At 76.0% G+C, this 18,759-nt stretch carries 17 protein-coding genes; 6 read left to right on the top strand and 11 right to left on the bottom strand.

Annotated features, from left to right (window positions below):
- Positions 1 to 10: 10 nt before the first annotated feature.
- Both IEY94_RS11610 and upp read right to left on the bottom strand, forming a co-directional pair.
- Positions 11 to 739 (bottom strand): GOLPH3/VPS74 family protein, encoded by a 729-nt coding sequence (locus IEY94_RS11610; RefSeq protein WP_189170113.1) that lies wholly within the window; start codon positions 737 to 739, stop codon positions 11 to 13.
- A gap of 149 nt (positions 740 to 888) precedes the next feature.
- Positions 889 to 1,518, bottom strand: coding sequence for a uracil phosphoribosyltransferase (gene upp / locus IEY94_RS11605; RefSeq protein ID WP_189170112.1), 630 nt, complete (start codon positions 1,516 to 1,518; stop codon positions 889 to 891).
- A 123-nt stretch (positions 1,519 to 1,641) separates the two neighbouring features.
- Between upp and deoC the strand changes: the two genes are divergently transcribed.
- The 5 genes from deoC (at position 1,642) to IEY94_RS11580 (ending at position 8,287) form a co-directional block, all read left to right on the top strand.
- Positions 1,642 to 2,670 carry a deoxyribose-phosphate aldolase gene (deoC, locus tag IEY94_RS11600; protein ID WP_189170111.1) on the top strand — a complete coding sequence of 343 codons (1,029 nt, stop codon included), beginning with the start codon at positions 1,642 to 1,644 and terminating at the stop codon, positions 2,668 to 2,670.
- A 1-nt stretch (position 2,671) separates the two neighbouring features.
- The gene (locus IEY94_RS11595; RefSeq protein WP_189170110.1) at positions 2,672 to 4,099 is read left to right on the top strand and encodes an aldehyde dehydrogenase family protein; all 1,428 of its coding nucleotides are present in this window, start codon (positions 2,672 to 2,674) and stop codon (positions 4,097 to 4,099) included.
- The gene (locus IEY94_RS11590) at positions 4,092 to 4,925 is read left to right on the top strand and encodes an aldehyde dehydrogenase family protein (RefSeq protein WP_229783643.1); all 834 of its coding nucleotides are present in this window, start codon (positions 4,092 to 4,094) and stop codon (positions 4,923 to 4,925) included. Before IEY94_RS11595 ends, IEY94_RS11590 begins: the two co-directional genes overlap by 8 nt.
- A 205-nt stretch (positions 4,926 to 5,130) precedes the next feature.
- Entirely contained in the window at positions 5,131 to 6,087 is a 957-nt protein-coding gene (locus IEY94_RS11585; RefSeq protein ID WP_189170109.1) for a SatS C-terminal domain-containing protein, read from the top strand.
- A 61-nt stretch (positions 6,088 to 6,148) separates the two neighbouring features.
- A complete protein-coding gene (locus tag IEY94_RS11580) occupies positions 6,149 to 8,287 on the top strand; it encodes a serine/threonine-protein kinase (protein WP_229783641.1) in 2,139 nt (712 codons plus the stop codon).
- 15 nt (positions 8,288 to 8,302) lie between these two features.
- Here IEY94_RS11580 and yidD read toward each other — a convergent pair whose 3' ends face one another.
- The 6 genes from yidD to IEY94_RS11550 all read right to left on the bottom strand — a co-directional run bounded on the left by yidD (position 8,303) and on the right by IEY94_RS11550 (position 14,877).
- The gene (gene yidD / locus IEY94_RS11575) at positions 8,303 to 8,683 is read right to left on the bottom strand and encodes a membrane protein insertion efficiency factor YidD (protein ID WP_189170108.1); all 381 of its coding nucleotides are present in this window, start codon (positions 8,681 to 8,683) and stop codon (positions 8,303 to 8,305) included.
- A 49-nt stretch (positions 8,684 to 8,732) separates the two neighbouring features.
- A complete protein-coding gene (locus IEY94_RS11570; RefSeq protein WP_189170107.1) occupies positions 8,733 to 9,320 on the bottom strand; it encodes a GTP-binding protein in 588 nt (195 codons plus the stop codon).
- A 1-nt stretch (position 9,321) separates the two neighbouring features.
- Positions 9,322 to 9,687, bottom strand: coding sequence for a DUF742 domain-containing protein (locus tag IEY94_RS11565; RefSeq protein ID WP_189170265.1), 366 nt, complete (start codon positions 9,685 to 9,687; stop codon positions 9,322 to 9,324).
- A 52-nt stretch (positions 9,688 to 9,739) separates the two neighbouring features.
- Positions 9,740 to 10,144 carry a roadblock/LC7 domain-containing protein gene (locus IEY94_RS11560; protein ID WP_189170106.1) on the bottom strand — a complete coding sequence of 135 codons (405 nt, stop codon included), beginning with the start codon at positions 10,142 to 10,144 and terminating at the stop codon, positions 9,740 to 9,742.
- On the bottom strand, positions 10,141 to 13,257 hold the full coding sequence (locus IEY94_RS11555) for a sensor histidine kinase (RefSeq protein ID WP_229783639.1): 3,117 nt from the start codon (positions 13,255 to 13,257) through the stop codon (positions 10,141 to 10,143). The genes IEY94_RS11560 and IEY94_RS11555 overlap by 4 nt, the downstream gene beginning before the upstream one ends.
- Positions 13,258 to 13,800: 543 nt before the next feature.
- Positions 13,801 to 14,877 (bottom strand): adenosine deaminase, encoded by a 1,077-nt coding sequence (locus IEY94_RS11550; protein WP_189170104.1) that lies wholly within the window; start codon positions 14,875 to 14,877, stop codon positions 13,801 to 13,803.
- A gap of 93 nt (positions 14,878 to 14,970) precedes the next feature.
- On the opposite strand from IEY94_RS11550, the gene IEY94_RS23490 reads away from it, so the two are divergent.
- On the top strand, positions 14,971 to 15,921 hold the full coding sequence (locus IEY94_RS23490) for a putative RNA methyltransferase (RefSeq protein WP_373291263.1): 951 nt from the start codon (positions 14,971 to 14,973) through the stop codon (positions 15,919 to 15,921).
- Between the two features lie 3 nt (positions 15,922 to 15,924).
- On the opposite strand, the gene IEY94_RS11535 is transcribed toward IEY94_RS23490, so the two are convergent.
- The 3 genes from IEY94_RS11535 to IEY94_RS11525 form a co-directional block, all read right to left on the bottom strand.
- On the bottom strand, positions 15,925 to 16,605 hold the full coding sequence (locus IEY94_RS11535; protein ID WP_189170103.1) for a DUF4272 domain-containing protein: 681 nt from the start codon (positions 16,603 to 16,605) through the stop codon (positions 15,925 to 15,927).
- 131 nt (positions 16,606 to 16,736) lie between these two features.
- Entirely contained in the window at positions 16,737 to 18,035 is a 1,299-nt protein-coding gene (locus tag IEY94_RS11530; RefSeq protein ID WP_229783629.1) for a thymidine phosphorylase, read from the bottom strand.
- Positions 18,008 to 18,736, bottom strand: coding sequence for a cytidine deaminase (locus IEY94_RS11525; protein ID WP_189170102.1), 729 nt, complete (start codon positions 18,734 to 18,736; stop codon positions 18,008 to 18,010). The genes IEY94_RS11530 and IEY94_RS11525 overlap by 28 nt, the downstream gene beginning before the upstream one ends.
- Positions 18,737 to 18,759 lie beyond the last annotated feature (23 nt).

Here is an 18,759-nt window from a genome sequence, read left to right as displayed (position 1 = left end):
GTGGGGTGGGTCAGTGGGTGGGGTCGGGGGTCGGGGTGGCCGCCGGGGGTGCCGAGCGGGGGGCCGGGGTGCGGCCCAGGGCCGTCTCGATGGCCCGGCACAGCGCGCCGATCAGCGCCGCCACCGACGGCCGGACGATCGAGTGCGCCGCGATGACCGCCCCGCTGAACCCGGCCTTCGCCGCGATCTCCTCCAGCCGGGCGTGCGCCGCCGGCACCTCGTCGGCGGGCAGGCCGAGCGTCGGCTCCATCCGGGTGGCGGCGACCAGGGCGGCGAGCGCCGCCGTCCGCTCGTCCACGGTCCCGGTGCCGGTCAGGGCGTCGGCGAGGCGGGTCCGGACGTCCTTCTCCACGCTGCGGTCGACGGTCGGGTACCGGTGCAGGTGGATCACGTCGAGCGCGGTCTCGTCGACGTCCCGGATGACGCCCCGGCCGCACAGGTCGCGCAGCAGCGCGTCGCGCAGGCCGTGCCGGAGCCGCTGGAGCCAGGCGGCCGGCGACTGCGGGGTGTCGGCGGCGATCCGGGCGAGCACGCCGTCGGCGATGGCCTCGCCGGTGGGGGCGTCGTCGGTGTGCCGCAGCCGCGGACCGTCCAGCGAGAGCCGCCCGACGAGCGCCAGGTCGACCAGCACCGCGGCCGACATGCCCAGGTCCAGGGCGATGCGCGACCCGGTGGCCTTGCCGGTCTCATCGTCGTACGCCAGCAACAGCAGTTCTTCCGCCAGGGCAACCCGCTCCATGCCCGCCTACGCTACGCGCCCGGCGCCCCGGACCGCACTCCCCCTCCCGCGGGCGCCCACCTTGTTCGATCATGCGCACCCCCGTCCATTCCGCCCCACCCGACCAGCCACCCCATGATCACCCTGAGGTACCGCCGGCGGGGGTGGGGTCAGCGGGGCATCAGGCCGAATTGGCGGTCGCCCGCGTCGCCCAGGCCCGGGACGATGAAGCCCTTCTCGTTGAGCTGGTCGTCGATCGAGGCGGTCACCACGCGCAGCGGCAGGCCCGTCCCGCGGAGGTGGGCCACGCCCTCGGGGGCGGCCAGGACGCACAGGATCGTGATGTCCGTGCAGCCGCGGCTGACCAGCAGGCGGCAGCAGTGCTCCAGCGAGCCGCCGGTGGCCAGCATCGGGTCCAGGACCAGCGCGGGCAGGCCGGTCAGGTCGGCGGGCAGGCTCTCCAGGTACGCCCGCGGGGCCAGCGTCACCTCGTCCCGGGCGAGTCCCACGAACCCCATCTGGCAGCCGGGCAGCAGGCCGAGCGCCGCGTCCGCCATGCCCAGCCCCGCCCGCAGCACCGGTACCAGCAGCGGCGGCTCGGCCAGCCGCAGCCCGAGCGTCGGGGCGACGGGCGTCTCGATCGAGTACAGGGCGTACGGGAAGTCGCGGGCCGCCTCGTACAGCAGCATCGTGGTCAGTTCGGTGAGGGCGGCCCGGAACGCGGCCGGATCGGTCCGGACGTCCCGCATGACGGTGAGCCGGGCCTGCGCGAGCGGGTTGTCCACGACGAGTACGTCCACCCGATCACGGTACCGGCGGCGCCCGCCCCCCGCGCGCACCCCGCGGGGCGGGTGGGCCCGAGGGGGCTGATGGTCATCCAAAGTGCAAGATCGACCACAGTGCGGCAGCGTAGACTCGCGGCCATGACGGCGACACAGCCGGCGCGACCGGATACACCCGACCGCCCGGACCAGCCGGGCCGGCCCGACAGCGGCCCCCGGACGCGCACCCCGCGCGACGCCGCCCTGGCCGGGATCGCCCGCTCCGACCGCGCCCTGCGCGCGTTCCTGCACGGCCTGCCCGGCGTCGACGAGGTGGGTGCGCGGGCCCGGGCCGCCCGGCTCGGCACCCGCTCGATCAAGACCAGCGCCAAGGCGTACGCGATCGACCTGGCCATCTCGATGGTCGACCTGACCACTCTGGAGGGTGCGGACACGCCCGGCCGGGTGCGCTCGCTGTGCGCCAAGGCCCGCCGTCCGGACCCGGCCGACCCGGCCTGCCCGGCGGTGGCGGCGGTGTGCGTGTACCCGGCCCTGGTCCCCACCGCGGCCGCGGTGCTGCGCGGCAGCGGCATCCACCTGGCCAGCGTCGCGACGTCGTTCCCGGCGGGGCAGGCGCCGCTGGACGTCCGGCTGGCCGACGTGCGGGCGGCGGTCGCGGCCGGCGCCGACGAGATCGACATGGTGATCAGCCGGGGGTCGTTCCTGGCCGGCCGGTACGCCGCCGTGCACGACGAGATCGTGGCGGTGAAGCAGGCGTGCGGCGGCGCGCACCTGAAGGTGATCCTGGAGACCGGGGAGCTGGGCACGTACGACAACGTCCGGCGGGCGAGCTGGCTGGCGATGCTCGCCGGCGCCGACTTCATCAAGACCTCGACCGGCAAAATCGCGCCGGCGGCCACCCCGCCGGTCACCCTGATCATGCTGGAGGCGGTCCGCGACTTCCTCGCGCTGACCGGGCGCCAGGTTGGCGTCAAGCCCGCGGGCGGCATCCGGACGGCGAAGGACGCGATCAGGTACCTCGTCCTGGTCAACGAGGTCGCCGGCGAGCGGTGGCTGAGCCCGCACTGGTTCCGGTTCGGCGCGTCGGGGCTGCTCAACGACCTGCTCATGCAGCGCGCCAAGCTGGCCACGGGCGCATACCACGGGTCCGACTACGTGACGGTGGACTGACATGTTCGAGTACGCCCCCGCGCCGGAGTCGACGGCCATCGTCGACCTGAAACCCACCTACGGCCTCTTCGTCGACGGCGCGTTCGTCGCCCCGGCCGACGACGGCGCCCGCAAGACGATCAACCCCGCCACCGAGGCGGTGCTCGCCGAGGTCGCCGAGGCCGGGCCCGCCGACGTGGACCGGGCCGTGGCCGCCGCCCGGGCCGCGTACGAGCGGGTGTGGGGGCCGATGCCGGGCCGGGAGCGGGCGAAGTACCTGTACCGGATCGCCCGGATCCTGCAGGAGCGGGCCCGCGAGTTCGCCGTGCTGGAGTCGCTGGACAACGGCAAGCCGATCCGCGAGTCGCGGGACGTGGACGTCCCGCTGGCCGCGGCGCACTTCTTCTACCACGCCGGCTGGGCGGACAAGCTCCCGTACGCCGGCTTCGGCCCCGACCCGCGCCCGCTCGGCGTCGCCGGCCAGGTGATCCCGTGGAACTTCCCGCTGCTCATGCTCGCCTGGAAGATCGCCCCGGCGCTGGCCTGCGGCAACACGGTCGTGCTCAAGCCGGCCGAGACGACGCCGCTGACCGCGCTGCTGTTCGCCGAGGTGTGCCAGCAGGCCGACCTGCCGCCGGGCGTGGTCAACATCGTCACCGGCGGCGGGGCGGTCGGCGCGGCGCTGGTCGCGCACGACGGCGTCGACAAGGTGGCCTTCACCGGCTCGACCGAGGTGGGGCGCGGGATCGCCCGCGCGGTCGCCGGCACGACCAAGCGGCTCACCCTCGAGCTGGGCGGCAAGGCGGCGAACATCGTCTTCGACGACGCCCCGCTGGACCAGGCCGTCGAGGGGATCGTCGAGGGGATCTTCTTCAACCAGGGGCACGTCTGCTGCGCCGGCTCCCGGCTGCTGGTCCAGGAGTCGGTGGCCGGCGAGCTGCTGGACGCGCTGCGCCGGCGGATGGCCCACCTGCGGGTCGGCGACCCGCTGGACAAGAACACCGACGTCGGCGCGATCAACTCGGCCGAGCAGCTCGCCCGGATCACCGACCTGGCCGCGGCCGGCGAGGACGAGGGCGCGACCCGCTGGGCGGCGCCGTGCGACCTGCCCGAACGCGGCTTCTGGTTCGCGCCGACGCTGTTCACCGGCGTGTCGACCGCGCACCGGATCGCCCGCGAGGAGATCTTCGGCCCGGTCCTGTCGGTGCTGACCTTCCGCACCCCCGACGAGGCGGTGGCGAAGGCGAACAACACCCCGTACGGGCTGTCCGCCGGGGTGTGGACGGAGAAGGGCTCGCGGATCCTCGCGCTCGCCGACCGGCTGCGGGCCGGGGTGGTGTGGGCGAACACGTTCAACGTCTTCGACCCGGCCTCGCCGTTCGGCGGGTACCGGGAGTCCGGGTACGGGCGCGAGGGCGGGCGGCACGGGCTGGAGGGCTACCTTGCCTGACGCGGCGACGGCGGGGCGGCTGGCCGTCCGGAAGACGTACAAGTTGTTCATCGGCGGGGCGTTCCCGCGCAGCGAGTCGGGGCGGACGTACGACGTGCACGGGGTGAACGCGGCGCTGGCCACCCGCAAGGACCTGCGCGACGCGGTGACCGCCGCCCGCGCGGCGCAGCCGGGGTGGGCGGCGGCGACGCCGTACCTGCGCGGCCAGGTGCTGTACCGGGTGGCGGAGCTACTCGAGGCCCGGCGGGCCGAGTTCGGCGCGCTCGGCGTGCCGGCCGACGAGCTGGACGCCGCCGTCGACCGCTGGGTCTGGTACGCCGGCTGGGCCGACAAGCTGGCCCAGGTCCGGGGCAGCGCGAACGGCGTCGCCGGCCCGTACTTCAACCTGTCGGTGCCCGAACCCGTCGGCGTGGTCGGCGTGGTCGCGCCCGGCGAGTCGGCGCTACTCGGGCTCGTCAGCGTCCTCGCCCCGGTCCTGGTGCCCGGCAACACCGCGGTCGTGCTGGCCGCCGCCGACCACCCGACCGTGGCGATCACGCTGGGCGAGGTGCTCGCCACGTCCGACGTACCCGGCGGGGTGGTGAACCTGCTCACCGGCCACGCCGCGGAGCTGGCGCCGTGGCTGGCCGCGCACCGCGACGTCAACGGCCTGGACCTGACCGGCGTGGCCGACGCGCGGCTCGCCCGCGACTGCGAGGTGGCCGCCGCGGAGACCCTCACCCGGGTGCGCCGACCCGGCGTCGGGGACCTCGCCGCCGACCCCGGCACCGGCCGGCTGACGGCCTGGCTGGAGACCAAGACGGTCTGGCACCCGAAGGGCCACTGACCGGCCCGTCCGCCCGTCACACGGCCCGGGCGAAATGCCGATGATCGTCGGCCCGGCCACCCGGCGGCGGCCCGCGGGCACTAGGGTGTGCGACGTATCACGATGCGGCCCGCCGGGCCGCCGATACCCACCGTGAGCGGCCCGCCCGGGCCGCCGACCCGCCGGACGCGGCCCGCCCGCCGGCCAGAGAACAACGGAGGTCACCGTGGCCGACACGTCGCCGAACCGGCCCGACGCCGACGAGTCCGGCGCGCCCGCCGACGAGTCCGGCGCGCCCGAGCGCGCGGAGGTCGCCGACACCGAGCGCGCACTGTGGACGGCCAGCGGGATCGCCCCCGTGGAGATCGCCCTGCCGGCCGGCGTGGGCTACACGCTGCGCACGTACCAGCCGGTCTCCGCCCTGCCCGGCACCGACGTCGAGGGCCGCGAGGAGGACGAGGACCCGTTCGCCGCCCGCGAGGAGGAGGACGACGAGGAGGTGGTGATCCTCGACGAGGAGTTCGCCGCCGCGCTCGCCGAGGAGGAGGCCGAGGAGGCCGCCGCCAAGGACAGCACGAAGGACGGCAGGGCTGGCAAGCCCGGGGACGAAAAGGGCGGGGAAGCCGAGGACGGGGCGGACGCGGACAGCGCCGCGGCGACCAAATCGGACGAGTCCGACGAGGACGACGCCACCGGCGAGGAGGTGCCGTTCTTCCTCACGCACCGTGGTTCCCTGATCCTGTTCAAAACCCCGGAGGCCCTCGTCTCGTTTATCCGGTCGGGTGCCCCGCACGACCTGAGCGACCTGGGCACGTGGGCGGACGTGGCCGAGGGCATCACGCCGGAGGACATCGTCGTCAGTCGCGATGATATGTACGAGTTGGACCTGGTTGTGGAGAACCTCCGCGGCGGGCACGACACCTGGGATCTCGACCTGCTCATCCGCTCCGGCGAGGTGGCGCGCGATCTCGGGTACGCGCTGCGGCTGCGGCCCGTCCTCACGGCGCTGTCCTCCGGCTCCCCGCTGGACGACCTGGACGACGCCATGCGGGCCGCCTCCGACGGCGGGGTACGCGGCTACTTCGGCCGCCGACGGATGCGGAAAATCGGGGCACAGCAGGCAAGTCTGGGCTGGCGCACGATTATCGGCAAGATCTCGGCCGTTGTGGACTGGCGCGACTGACCCCACAGCAGGCAGCATCAATCGTCGGCACGAATGCGGTGTCGGGGAGGAGGCGACGGGCGTGGCACTGGTCCGGGTGTACTGCGGCCTGGCCGCGACCGACGACGCGGGTGACCGCGCCGACGCCCCGCTGACCGCGGCCGTCGTGGACGCCGCCGGGCGGCTCCTGGAGGTGTTCGAGGTCGCCGACGACACCGACGGGTACGCCGCGCTGACCGCGCTGCTGGCCGTCCGCGCGGCCGGCAGCGCCGAGGTCGCCGTGGCCACCCAGCGGGCGGACTACCTGCTCGCGGGCCTGTTCAGCACCGCCGGCCAGCCGCTCGCGGTGGCCGGCGACGAGGCCGCGGCCGACCACGCGGAGCGGTTCGCCGACGACGACTCCGCGCACGAGATGGCGGCCGCCGACGGCGAGCGCCGGGCGGTCGGCCTGGCCCGCGCGCTCCAGGCGGGGGCGCTGTGGGCGTCCAACCTGCCGCCGCCCACCGAGCTGGTCGGCGCCGGCCCGCTGCTCCAGGCGCAGGGCGCGCTGGTGACCGCCCGGCAGGCCGCCGGGCAGGCGCTGCGCGAGCTGCTGCGCCAGGTGTTCCCGGCGGCGCTGCGGGCGTTCCCGGACCCGTCCGCGCCGGCCTGCCTGGCCGTCCTGGAGGCGCTGCCCGAACCGAGCATCGCCCGGGCGGCGGCCGTCGGCGGCCGGGCCGGGCAGGCCGCCGTCGCGCGGCTGGCCGAGGTGCCCGGCGTGGACCGCGGCGCCGTCGACAACGCGGTGACCGCGCTGCGGGTGGCCGTCGCCGAGACCGACCGGATCGAGCCCGCCGGGGCGGACACCTCGGCGCTGCTGGTCCGGTCGGCGATCGTCGCCGTCCGGGCGTACGACGAGGCGCGCCTGGCCGCGGTCGAGACGCTGCGGGCGCACGTGGCCGGCGCCCGGTTCCAGGTCCGCCGGCAGGCGCTGAACGCGCCGCGCCGGGAGAGCATCCCCGACGCGCCGCGCGGGCGGGCCGGCCGGCTCACCCCGCCGCCCACCCGCGGCGGGCGGGGGCTCGCCGCCGCGGCCGCGGCGGAGAACTCCGGCGCCGTACCGGTGCAGCGCGGCACCGCCGCGCCGGCCCCGCCGCGGCTGCCCGCGGCGCCCGCCGCCCGGCTCGCGCCCGCACCCGAGCCGGGTACCAGCCCGGCGGAGAACGGCCAGCCGTTCCAGCCGCGGCTCACCCGGGCGGCGATCGAGCGGTCCCGGTCCGACCGGCGCTCGCGCGCCGCCGGCGAGCTGCCGGCCGCCACGGCCGAGCCCCGGCTGAGCCCGCTGGTGGACAGCCGCCCCGGCGCCGCCGCCATCCCCGACAGCCGGCCCGGCGCGCTGGCGGAGGTCCGGCCCGGCCCCGGCCGGCCCACGGTCACCCCGCTGCCGAACGGCCGCCCGGAGCCCGAGAGCGACCGGTCCATCGTGGACCGGTCGAGCTGGCCGCTGGTCGGCTCCGGCGACCCGGCCGACGACTACGCGCGCCCGTACGCCGGGCCGCCGCCCGTACCCGCCCCGGAGCTGCCGCCGCCGGCGCCCGGCCGGGTCACCCCGCCGTGGCAGGCCGACGACCTGCCGCCGGAGCCGCCGTCGCTGCGCCTGGTCGAGCCGCCGCCGCTGGACGACCTCGCCCTCGGCATGCCCGGCCCGGCCGCCACCCAGCGGATCGACCCGGCCGCGCTGTACGGCGACCCGCACGCCGACACCCCGGCCCTGCGCGTGGTCGCCGACCCGGTGCCGCCGATCGCGATGCCCGAGTCCATCGCCGGGGACGGCGACGGCGACCTGCTGATCTTCGCGGCCACCCGGTCGGCGTGGTTCACCGGGCGGGACGCCGCGGCCAGCGACGTGAGCTGGTCGTTCACCGCCGACACCGGCTGGCGGGCGGCCGAGGAGGCCGCCGAGCCGGCGATCGGCGACGAGACCTCGGCCGGGCTGCCCCGGCGGGTGCCGGCGGCCAACCTGGTGCCCGGCTCCCCGCTGCAGGAGGAGCGGCCGCTGCGGATCGTCCGCGACCCGTCCAGCATCGCCGCCCACACCACCGGCTACTTCCGGGGGTGGCGGCGCGGCCAGGAGATCGGCGGGTACGCCGTCGGCGGGCGGCCGGGCCGGGACGGCGCGGGCGGCTGGGACTTCAGCCGCACCCCGCACGGCGAGGACCCGGACCCGAACGACTACCGCTGACGACCGCCGCCCGCGTCAGGGCGGCGGGTCGAGCGTGCCGTACGGGACGGTCGGCCGGCAGCGGCCCAGCCGCTCAGCGGTCAGCCGCGAGCCCGACCAGAGCCCGTACCGCTCGACCACCGCGGCGCCGTACACACTGCACGTCGGCACGTGCCGGCAGCGCGTCGGTAGCCGCGGCGAGAGCCACCGCTGGTACCCGCGGATCGCCGCCCCGCCGGCCCGGGCTGCCGTCCCCGCCGCCGCGCGTGCCCGCCCCGGCGGCGTCCGGGTGCCGACCAGTCGGAGCAGGCCCGGTACGAACAACAGCCAGGCGCAGTCGCAGCCGTCGAGCAGGTCGCAGCACGGCAGCTCCCGGGGCCTCTTCTTCCGGTCCCGGCGCCGGCTGAGGAACGTCACGCCGGCAGTCTCGCACGCACCGCCGCGGGGTCGGGCGGGAACGCCGTCGTCAGGCGTGGGTGACGGCGCGGGAGCGGCGCATGGTGAGCACGTACTCCACCAACGAGATCAGCACCTGCTTGGTGGACTCCCGGTTCCGGGCGTCGCACGCGACCACGGGTACGTCCTGCGACACCGCGAGCGCGTCGCGCACGTCCCGCGGGTCGTGGTACTGCATCCCGTCGAAACAGTTTATCGCGATCAGGTACGGCAGCCGCCGGTGCTCGAAGAAGTCGATCGCGGCGAAGCAGTCCGCGAGCCGCCGCGTGTCGACCAGCACGATCGCGCCGATGGCGCCGCGGACCAGCTCGTCCCACATGAACCAGAACCGCGTCTGCCCGGGCGTGCCGAACAGGTACAGGATCAGGTCCCGGTCGATCGTGATCCGGCCGAAGTCCATCGCCACGGTCGTCGTGGTCTTGCCGGGGACGTCGCTGGTGTCGTCCACGTCCACCCCGGCGGCCGTCATGACCGCCTCGGTGGTCAGCGGCGTGATCTCCGAGACGGAGCCGACGAGTGTCGTCTTCCCGACGCCGAACCCACCCGCGATGACGATCTTCGCCGACGTCACCCGGCCCGAACTCGGGCGACGGGCCATGTCAGAGTCTGCGTAGTCCACTCAGCACCCTCTCCAGCAATTCCGTGCCCACCGCGTCATTGCCGTCCTCCAGGGAGGTCGGTTCGTACACCGCCACGAGGCCCTCGGCCGCCATGTCGGCGATCAGGACTCTGGCCACGCCCAGCGGGAGCCGCAGTTGGGCGGCCACCTCCGCGAGCGATTGAACCCGTCCTTCGCACAGGCTGGCGATGACGCGGTGCTCCCCGCCGCGGCCGCCGCCGTCGCGGCCCCGCGAGGTGGTCTCGACGAGCGCCTCCAGGGCGATCTCGAGGCGCGGGCGGGTCCGGCCCCGGGTGACGGCGTACGGGCGCACCAGCGCGCCGGTCGGCTCACCGCGGTCGTCCATCGCTGCCGTCACCCCCTCATCACCCCTCCGCGTGGCTCCAGCCGTACTGTCGTCAGCCCATCATGCCGGCGGCCGGGCGCGGCGCCGGCGTGAGCGCCTCGCCCACCCGGTCGACCAGCAGGGCCATCTCGTAGCCGACCTGGCCGACGTCGCAGCTCCGCGCGGCGAGCACGGCGAACGAGCTGCCGTCGGAGATCGACATGAGGAAGAGGAAGCCGTTGTCCATCTCGACGACGGTCTGGAGTACGGCCCCGCCCTCGAAGCACCGCGCGGCGCCCTGGGTGAGACTGACCAGGCCGGACGCGATCGCGGCGAGCTGGTCGGCCCGGTCCCGCGGTAGGTCGCGGGACGCGGCGAGCAGCAGCCCGTCGGCCGAGACGGCGACGGCATGCGCCACGCCCGGCACCCGGTCGGCGAAGTTGGCCAGTAACCAGCTCAAGTCCTGCGTCGATGTCATGCGTCACGCTCCTTGCCGGACCTCGCGGATTGCCCGGCGTTCGGTGGGCTTGCTGCCTCATCGGTTGGCTTGGCGCGGCCGCGCTGGACCCCGCGGTGGTACGCCGACAGCAGTCCGCGCACCCCTTCGGGCGTCCGGCGCTGCACGGACGTGTTGTCCCCGTCGATCCCGCCAGGGACGAGCTGCGCCATCGGCTTGCGCTTGGGCAGGCCGGCGCTGGTCGTCTCCTTCTCCGGGGCCTCGGCGGCCGCGACGGACTCGGCGGCGCGCCAGCCGTCGTCGGCGGCCGTGCGCCAGGCCGGCGTCGGCTCGGTGCGGGTGGCGGCCTCGCCGGCCCGGGCGTACGCGGGCTCGCGGTCCGGCACGGGTCGCGGGGCGGGCGCCGCGCGGACGATCGGCTCCGGCTCGGGCTCCGGCAGGGGTTCCGGGTCCACGAGGGGGCCGGGCAGCGCGAGGGCGCCGTCCGGTCCAGCCGGGTGGCTGCGGAACCAGGCCGACTCCAGCTCGCGGAAGATCGGCAACTCCACGGTCTCCTCGGCCACCGGCAGCGCGGGTACCCCCGCCGGTGACGTCAGCGTGGGCAGCTCGGACGTGTTCTCCAGCGGTACGCCGCCGCGGGCCGGCGCTGGTGAACCACCCGGGACTGTACCCCCTGCGCGGCCCGGCAGGGGCGGCCAGACCGGCGGGGCGTCGCCGCCCCGTCCGGGTACGTCGTCGTGCTCGGGCTCCGCCGGCAGCTCGGCCCGGGTCGGCTCGGCGGTCAGCGCCGGCGGCACCGGCGGCGCGGTCAGCCGCGGCGGGGTCGGGATCGGCGGCGGGCCGCCGGGGGTGCCGGCGGGCGCGTCGGGCGAGCCGGCCTGCCGCGGGATGAGCGGCGTGCCGGCCGGCGGCCGCTCGCTGCGCTGCGGCAGCCCGGGGCCGCTGCCGTTGCCGTTGCCGGTGGCCGGCGGCGGCGGGAGCTGCGGCGTGGCGCCGGTGAGGTCGGCCCAGGCCGGCACCCGCTTCGGGCCGAGCGGCTGCTCGACGCCGTTCGGCGGGGCCGTGGGCTGGCTGGGTACGGGCGGCGCGTCGCCCCGGCGGGCGGCGGCCTCGGCCCGGCCGCGGGCCGCCGCGGCGGCCGCCGAACCGGAGCCGGACCGGTGCTCGCCGGTGTTCTTGAGCAGCACGGCGGGCACCAGCACCTCGGCGACCGTGCCCTGCCCCTCGGCCTTGCGGAGCTGGACCCGGACGCCGTGCCGGTTGGCCAGCCGGGCGACCACGACGAGGCCCATCATCCGGGACACGGCGATGTCGACCTGCGGCGGCGCGGCGAGCCGGCGGTTCAGCTCGGTGAGCTGCTCGGCGCCGATGCCGATGCCGCGGTCGGTGACGAGCACGACCAGGTCCTCGCCGACGTGCCGGGCGTCGACGCCGACCTGCGAGTCCGGCGGCGAGAACGACGTGGCGTTGTCGAACAGCTCGGCGATGAGGTGGACGATGTCGTTGACCGCGTGCGCGGCGATCCGGGCGTCGGTGTCCTCCGTGCTGATGTCGATCCGGGTGTAGTGCTCCACCTCGGACTGGGCGGCGCGCAGCACGTCGGTCAGCGGCGCGGGCTCGCGCTGCACCCGGGTGGAGTCGGCGCCGGCGAGCACCAGCAGGTTCTCGTCGTTGCGGCGCATCCGGGTGGCGAGGTGGTCGAGCTGGAACAGCTCGGAGAGCCGGTCCGGGTCCTCCTCGGTGCGCTCCAGCCGGTCGAGCTGGCCGATCAGCCGGTCGACCAGGGTCTGCGACCGGCGGGCCAGGTTGACGAACATCGTGGCGACGGAGGCGCGCAGCGCGGCCTGCTCGGCGGCGGTCTTGACCGCCTCCAGGTGGACCGCGTTGAACGCCTCGGTCACCTGGCCGAACTCGTCCCGGCTGCGCACCGGCAGCGGCTCGGCGATCTGCAGCGCCGCCTGGGCCGGCGACAGGTGCGCGGACAGCGACGGGTCGCGCAGCCGGGCCACCGCCTGCGGGAGCCCGCTCTCGGCGACGGCGAGCGCGCCGTGCTTCAGCTCGCGCAGCGACCGGGCCATGGACCGGGCGACCAGCCAGGCGAACAGGACGGCGAGCAGCAGCATCCCGAGCAGCAGGCCGGTCTCCAGCAGCACCCGCTGCCGGACGGCGTCGCGGATGTCGGTGGCGGTGACGACGGCGTCGGCGTCCAGCTCCTTCTCCACCGAGCGCAGCAGCTCGCCCTGCTCGCGCATGGCGGCGTCCCACTCGTCGGCGGTGAAGTCGCGGTCCGGCATCCGGGAGTCGGCGCGCTGGCTGTTGAGGTACCCCTGGTACCGCTCGGCCTTGCGCAGCCCGGAGCCGGAGACCGTCCGGTCGAACAGCTCCCGCTCGGCCCGCGAGGCGATCGTCTTGAACGTCGCGACGGCCTGCTTCTCGCCGGTCTGCGTGCTCAGGTACGCGAGCTGGAGCTGGGGGGTGAGCACGCCGAGGCCGAGGATCTGGTGCACGACGACCCGGCGCTGGGACACGAAGTCCTTGATCCGGGACACCTCGGCGGCGGCCCGCATGTGGTCGTTGAGGGCGTTGTCGCCGGCCAGGTGGGCGCCGGTGTCGCGGACGCTGACCAGGTACCCGATCAGCGTCTGGTAGTCGATCTCGGCGGCGCTCAGCGAGGTCTTGCCCTCGCTGACCTGGGTGCGCAGGGTGCCGAGCGAGCTCAGCTCGGAGTCGATCTGGTCGAGCAGGCCGCGGACGTTGGCGGGCACGCCGCTGAGCGCCGTGCGCTGCTGCTCGTACGGCGCGGTGCCCTGCCCGGCGGTCTCCGCCGCGGTCCGGTACACCTGCAGGTTGCGCGCCCGGGCCGCGCCGTCGCGGCTGGCCAGCAGCATGGCCGCGGTGGCGCGCTCGTGCTGGATGTCGTTGACCAGCCGGCTCGCGGTCTCGGAGAGGGCGGCCAGGTTGCGGGCGCGCTCGGCCGCGGACTGGGTCTCGATGTGGCCGATGAGGCCGGTCGTGCCGACCACCACGGTGGCGATCGTCGGCACGATCATGATCAGGCCGAGTTTGGCCCAGATGGGCGCGTCGCGCAGCCGGCTCATCGGCCGGCGAAGACGCGACCTTCCGGTGTCGGACACCGTCGGCTCCCTGCTCACGTCACCGCCTTCCCTGTGTCGGCTGGCCGCCCGTCGGGCGGTCGCCGCACCGTCACCGGGCACGTTGTACGAGCGCTCCGGCACCCGGACGCCCGACCGGCTGCCGTTTCCCGCCGCGCCGGGGCCCCCGGGTGGGGGTCCGGCCACGTCGGGCCCTGGCTCATGACACCCGAAGCGGGGCATGAAGATCGACCGGCATGACGAGCCGGACCACGAGATTCCATCACGTCGCCCTGCAAAGGAAAAGTCCACGGCAGCGGGAAGCCTGTGGGTCCCGGAAATGTCGGCATACGCCGTCTACTTCGGAAATGGGAGACTGCGGCTCACCGTCCGTAGAGGAGGTTTCCGGGAATATCGGGCTAATGACTGCGATGAATCACCGAGCGTCCACCGGCCGGCCGGCCCCTCGCCCGGTCGGCGGCCGCAGGTTCCGCCCGCTCGGACATCCATCGATCACCGGTAGGGCAGCGAACCTTCACCGAAGAGCCGTTCCGCCCGCCCGTATCCCGCCCCTCGGCCCGCCCGTTAACCCATGAGCTCCGCGTATCCCGGTTTGACCACCCCGTCGATCAGCGCCAGCCGCTCGTCGAACGGGATGAACGCGCTCTTGAGCGCGTTGATGGTGAACCAGCGCAGCTCCGGCCAGCCCCAGCCGAACGCCTCGGCCAGCAGGGCCAGCTCGCGGGACAGCGACGTGCCGCTCATCAGCCGGTTGTCGGTGTTCACCGTGACCCGGAAGCGCAGGTCGTGCAGCAGCTTGATCGGGTGCTCGGCGATCGAGCCGGCCGCGCCGGTCTGCACGTTGGACGACGGGCACAGCTCCAGCGGGATCCGCTTGTCCCGCACGTACGCCGCCAGCCGCCCCAGCTCCGGCGGGCCGCCGTCGGCCGGCACCGCGATGTCGTCGATGATCCGCACGCCGTGGCCCAGCCGGTCCGCCCCGCACCACTGGATCGCCTGCCAGATCGACGGCAGCCCGAAGCCCTCGCCGGCGTGGATGGTGAAGTGGAAGTTCTCCCGTTGCAGGTACTCGAACGCGTCCAGGTGCCGGGTCGGCGGGAAGCCCGCCTCGGCGCCGGCGATGTCGAAGCCGACCACCCCGGCGTCCCGGTACCGCACCGCCAGCTCGGCGATCTCCTGCGAGCGGGCGGCGTGCCGCATCGCGGTCAGCAGCGTCCCGATCCGGACCGTCCCGCCGGCCGCCGCCGCGCCCGCGGCGAAGCCGGCCAGCACCGCCTCGACCACCTGCTCCAGCCGCAGGCCGCGCTCCAGGTGCAGCTCGGGGGCGTACCGGACCTCGGCGTAGACCACGCCGTCGGCGGCCAGGTCGGCGGCGCACTCGGCGGCCACCCGGTGCAGCGCCTTTTCCGTCTGCAGGACGGCGACGGTGTGCGCGAACGTCTCCAGGTACCGCTCCAGCGACCCCGAGTCGGCCGCCGCGGTGAACCACCGCCCCAGCGCGTCGGCGTCGCCGGCCGGCAGCGGGTGGCCGATCCCGTCGGCCAGGTCGAGGACGGTCGCGGGCCGCAGCCCCCCGTCCAGGTGGTCGTGCAGCAGGACCTTCGGCGCCCGGACGATGTCGGCATACGAGACTGCGACCATAGGGTGCACCCTAGTGGCGCCGCGCCCGTCCGGACGCCGACGCGGCGGCGCCGCGCGAGTGCGCCGGGCGGGAACGGGCGGGGAGGCGGCGGAGTGCGCGAGGACATCGCCGGGCGGCTGTGCTGCCCGGTCTGCCGGGGCGCGCTGGCGCCGGGCGGGGCGGCGCTGCGCTGCGCCCGCGGGCACAGCTTCGACGTGGCCCGCCAGGGGTACGTGAACCTCACCGCGGGCCGCGCCCCGCACACCGGCGACACCGCCGCGATGGTCGCCGCCCGGGCCGACTTCCTCGCCGCCGGCCACTACCGCCCGATCGCCGCCGCCCTCGCCGCCGCGGCCGCCGCCCACACCGCCCGTCCCACCGCCGCGCCGCCGCGTGGCCTCGACGCCGGCCGCGAACAGTCCGCGGCCCCTCCCGACGGCCCCGCCGCCGCGCCGCCGTCCGACCCCGACACCGCGGCCGCCGCCGACCCCACGGCCGGCCCGGCGCCGCTGGTGGTCGACGCCGGGGCCGGGACCGGGTACCACCTCGCCGCCGTCCTCGACGCCCTGCCGGGCGCGCTCGGCCTCGCCCTCGACGCCAGCAAGCCGGCGCTGCGCCGCGCCGCCCGGGCCCACCCGCGCGCCGGCGCCGCGCTCGCCGACACCTGGTCCGGCCTGCCGCTGCCGGACGGCGCCGCCGCCGTCCTGCTCAACGTCTTCGCCCCGCGCAACCCGGCCGAGTTCCGCCGCGTCCTGGCCCCCGGCGGCGCCCTGCTCGTGGTCACCCCCGAGCCGGACCACCTGGCCGAGCTGGTCGCCGCCCTGGACCTGCTGACGGTCGCCCCGGACAAGACCGACCGGCTCGCCGCGCTGCCCGGCTTCGCCGTCGCCGGCAGTACCGCGCACGCCGCCGCGCTGCGGCTGTCCGCGGCCGAGGTGGGCACGCTGGTGGCGATGGGCCCGAATGCCCACCACGCCGACCCGGCGGGCCCCGGCGCCGTACCGACGCCGTTCGCGACCCGGTTCAGCGTCCGCCTGACCACCCTGCTCCGCACACCGGACTGAGCGTCAGGTGGAGAGGTCGACCTCTTCCCAGCCCTGCGCCCCGTCGTGGTACGGCCCGTGGAAGATCACGCTCCACTCCAACGCCCACCGCCGCTGCCCGATCGTGTTCGCGTCGATCAGCCCCGGCAGCGGCGCGCCCAGCCGCTCCGCCTCCAGGTACCCCCAGTCCAGGCAGTAGTACAGGTCCAGCACCGCCGCCACCTCGGCCGGGTGCCGGGGCGCGATCAGCGTCCGCGAGCGCCAGTGTGCGTACGTCTCCCGCCGCCGCAGGTCCGGCAGCAGCGCGACCAGCCGGTCGTCGGACGGCCGCGCCGGGTCCAGGTGGCCGCTGATCCCGAGCAGCCAGGCCAGCCCGTACACCGCCTCCAGGTGCAGCACGAACGCCCGGTGGTCGCCGATCCCCGCGGTCAGGAAGTGCCACTCCGGCTCGGTCACCGCGTCCATCAGGTGCGAGGTGAGCAGCCAGCTCATCGCCGCCTCCTGCGGCAGCCCGAAGCAGCGGGCGAGCACCACGTTGAGTACCGCGAGCCGGTTCTCCAGGTCGCCGGTCGGGCGCAGCTCGACGGTGTCGCCGGGCTCCCAGACCAGCGGGAAGCCGGGCGGCGGCTGCGGCAGGCGGAGGCGGCGCAGCTCGGATTCGCTGGCGTTGCGTACGGCCCGGGGGTGGTGTACGGGGACGGGCATCGTCATTGTTGCCTGCCGAATGAGGGTCGCGGTGTGGCGGCGAGCCTATCCGCGCTCCGGCCCCCGCGACCTCGGCCGAACGCCCGATCTCCGACGATCGTCGATATTCACCGGCGGTGATGCGACCCCGGTCACGCGACCCGGCCGAGCACCGGCTCGCCCGCCGCCGGCGCCGTCGGCCCGACGCTGATCGCCGCCGTGACCAGCGGCTCGGCCGCCGCGAACCGGTCCGGCTCGTCGGTGTGCAGCTCGGCCAGCACGTCCCCGGCGCGCACCGGGTCGCCGGGGCGGCGGCGCAGCAGCACGCCCGCGCCGGCGCTGACCGGATCCTCCTTCCGGGCGCGCCCCGCGCCGAGCCGCCAGGCGCCGACCCCGACGCCGTACGCGTCGACCGCCGCCACCACCCCCGCGGCCGCCGCCCGCACCTCGTGCACGTGCCGGGCCCGGGGCAGCGGGGCGGCCGGGTCGCCGCCCTGCGCCGCGATCATCGCCCGCCAGCGGTCCATCGCCCGCCCGTCGCGCAGGGCGGCGGCGGGGTCCGCGTCGGGCAGGCCCGCCGCGGCGAGCATCTCCGCCGCCAGCGCCAGCGTCAGCGCCACCACGTCCGGCGGGCCGCCGCCGGCCAGCACCTCGACCGACTCGGCGACCTCGAGCGCGTTGCCGGCGGCGTACCCGAGCGGGGTGGCCATGTCGGTGAGCAGCGCGACCGTGCGCACCCCGGCGGCCGTGCCCAGGTCGACCATCGTGCGGGCCAGCGCGCGGGCGTCGGCGAGGTTCTTCATGAACGCGCCGCTGCCGACCTTCACGTCCAGCACCAGCGCGCCCGCGCCCTCGGCGATCTTCTTGCTCATGATCGAGCTGGCGATCAGCGGGATCGACTCGACGGTGCCGGTGACGTCGCGCAGCGCGTACAGCTTGCGGTCCGCCGGGGCCAGCGCCTCCCCCGCGGCGCAGATCACCGCGCCGACGTCCCGGAGCTGCGCGGCGAACGCCGCCGGCGGCACCGCGGCCCGCCAGCCGGGGATGGACTCCAGCTTGTCCAGCGTGCCGCCGGTGTGGCCGAGGCCGCGGCCGGAGAGCTGCGGCACCGCCGCCCCGCACGCCGCGACCAGCGGCGCCAGCGGCAGGGTGATCTTGTCGCCGACGCCGCCGGTGGAGTGCTTGTCGACGGTCGGCCGGCCGACGCCGGACAGGTCCAGCCGCTCGCCGCTGGCGATCATCGCGGCGGTCCAGTGCCGCAGCTCGTCCGGGTTCAGGCCGTTGAGCAGGATGGCCATCGCCAGCGCGGCCATCTGCTCGTCGGCGACCTCGCCGCGGGTGAAGCCGGCGACCACCCAGTCGATCTGCTCCCGGCTCAGCGCGCCGCCGTCCCGCTTGGCCCGGATGACGTCGACGGCCGCGGTCACCGCGTGCCGCCCGCCGGGGCCCACCGCTCGGGTACCTCCACCGGCGGCTCCCCCTCGCCCGCCCAGCGGGCGGTGCCGGCGTCGTCGATGACGATCACCCGCGGCGTGCGGGCCCGCCCCCAGGCCACGGCGTCGGCGACGTTGCCCCAGGTCGGCGCCTCCTCCAGGATGCGCGGGGCGCCGTCGCGCGGGGTCTGGCCGGGCTCGGTGCGCTCCCAGTACCCCGTCCACATCTCCACCCCGTGCACCAGGTCCGGGTGGATCACCGCGGTGCCCTGCCCGCGCCGGGCGGCGAGCTTGCCGGGGACGGCCGGCGCCTGCTCGTCGCCGCGCCGGGCCGCGTTGAGGTCGGTGACGTCGAACGCGTACGGCAGCAGCGCCGCCAGCGGCAGCGGCGCGGGCGCGGCGTCGACCAGGCACTCCGGCCCGCCGTGCTCCCACAGCAACTGCCGGCACCGGCCGCACGGCATGATCGGCTCGCCGACGCCGTCGACGCAGGACAGCGCGACCAGCCGGCCGCCGCCCGTGGCGTGCAGCGCGCCGATCACCCCGCACTCGGCGCACAGCGTGACCCCGTGGCTCGCGTTCTCCACGTTGCACCCGGTGACGACCCGGCCGTCGTCGGCGAGGCCGGCGGCGCCCACCGGGTACCGGGAGTACGGCGCGTACGCCAGCCGCATCGCTGCCGTCGCGGCGTCGCGCAGCCCACCCCAGTCGATCCCCATCCGCTGACTCTAGCCGCCGGGCG

Source organism: Pilimelia anulata (assembly GCF_014647895.1).
Classification (GTDB): Bacteria; Actinomycetota; Actinomycetes; order Mycobacteriales; family Micromonosporaceae; genus Pilimelia; species Pilimelia anulata.
Note: the sequence above shows the minus strand (reverse complement) of the source record. Positions and strands in the feature narration are given on the sequence as shown.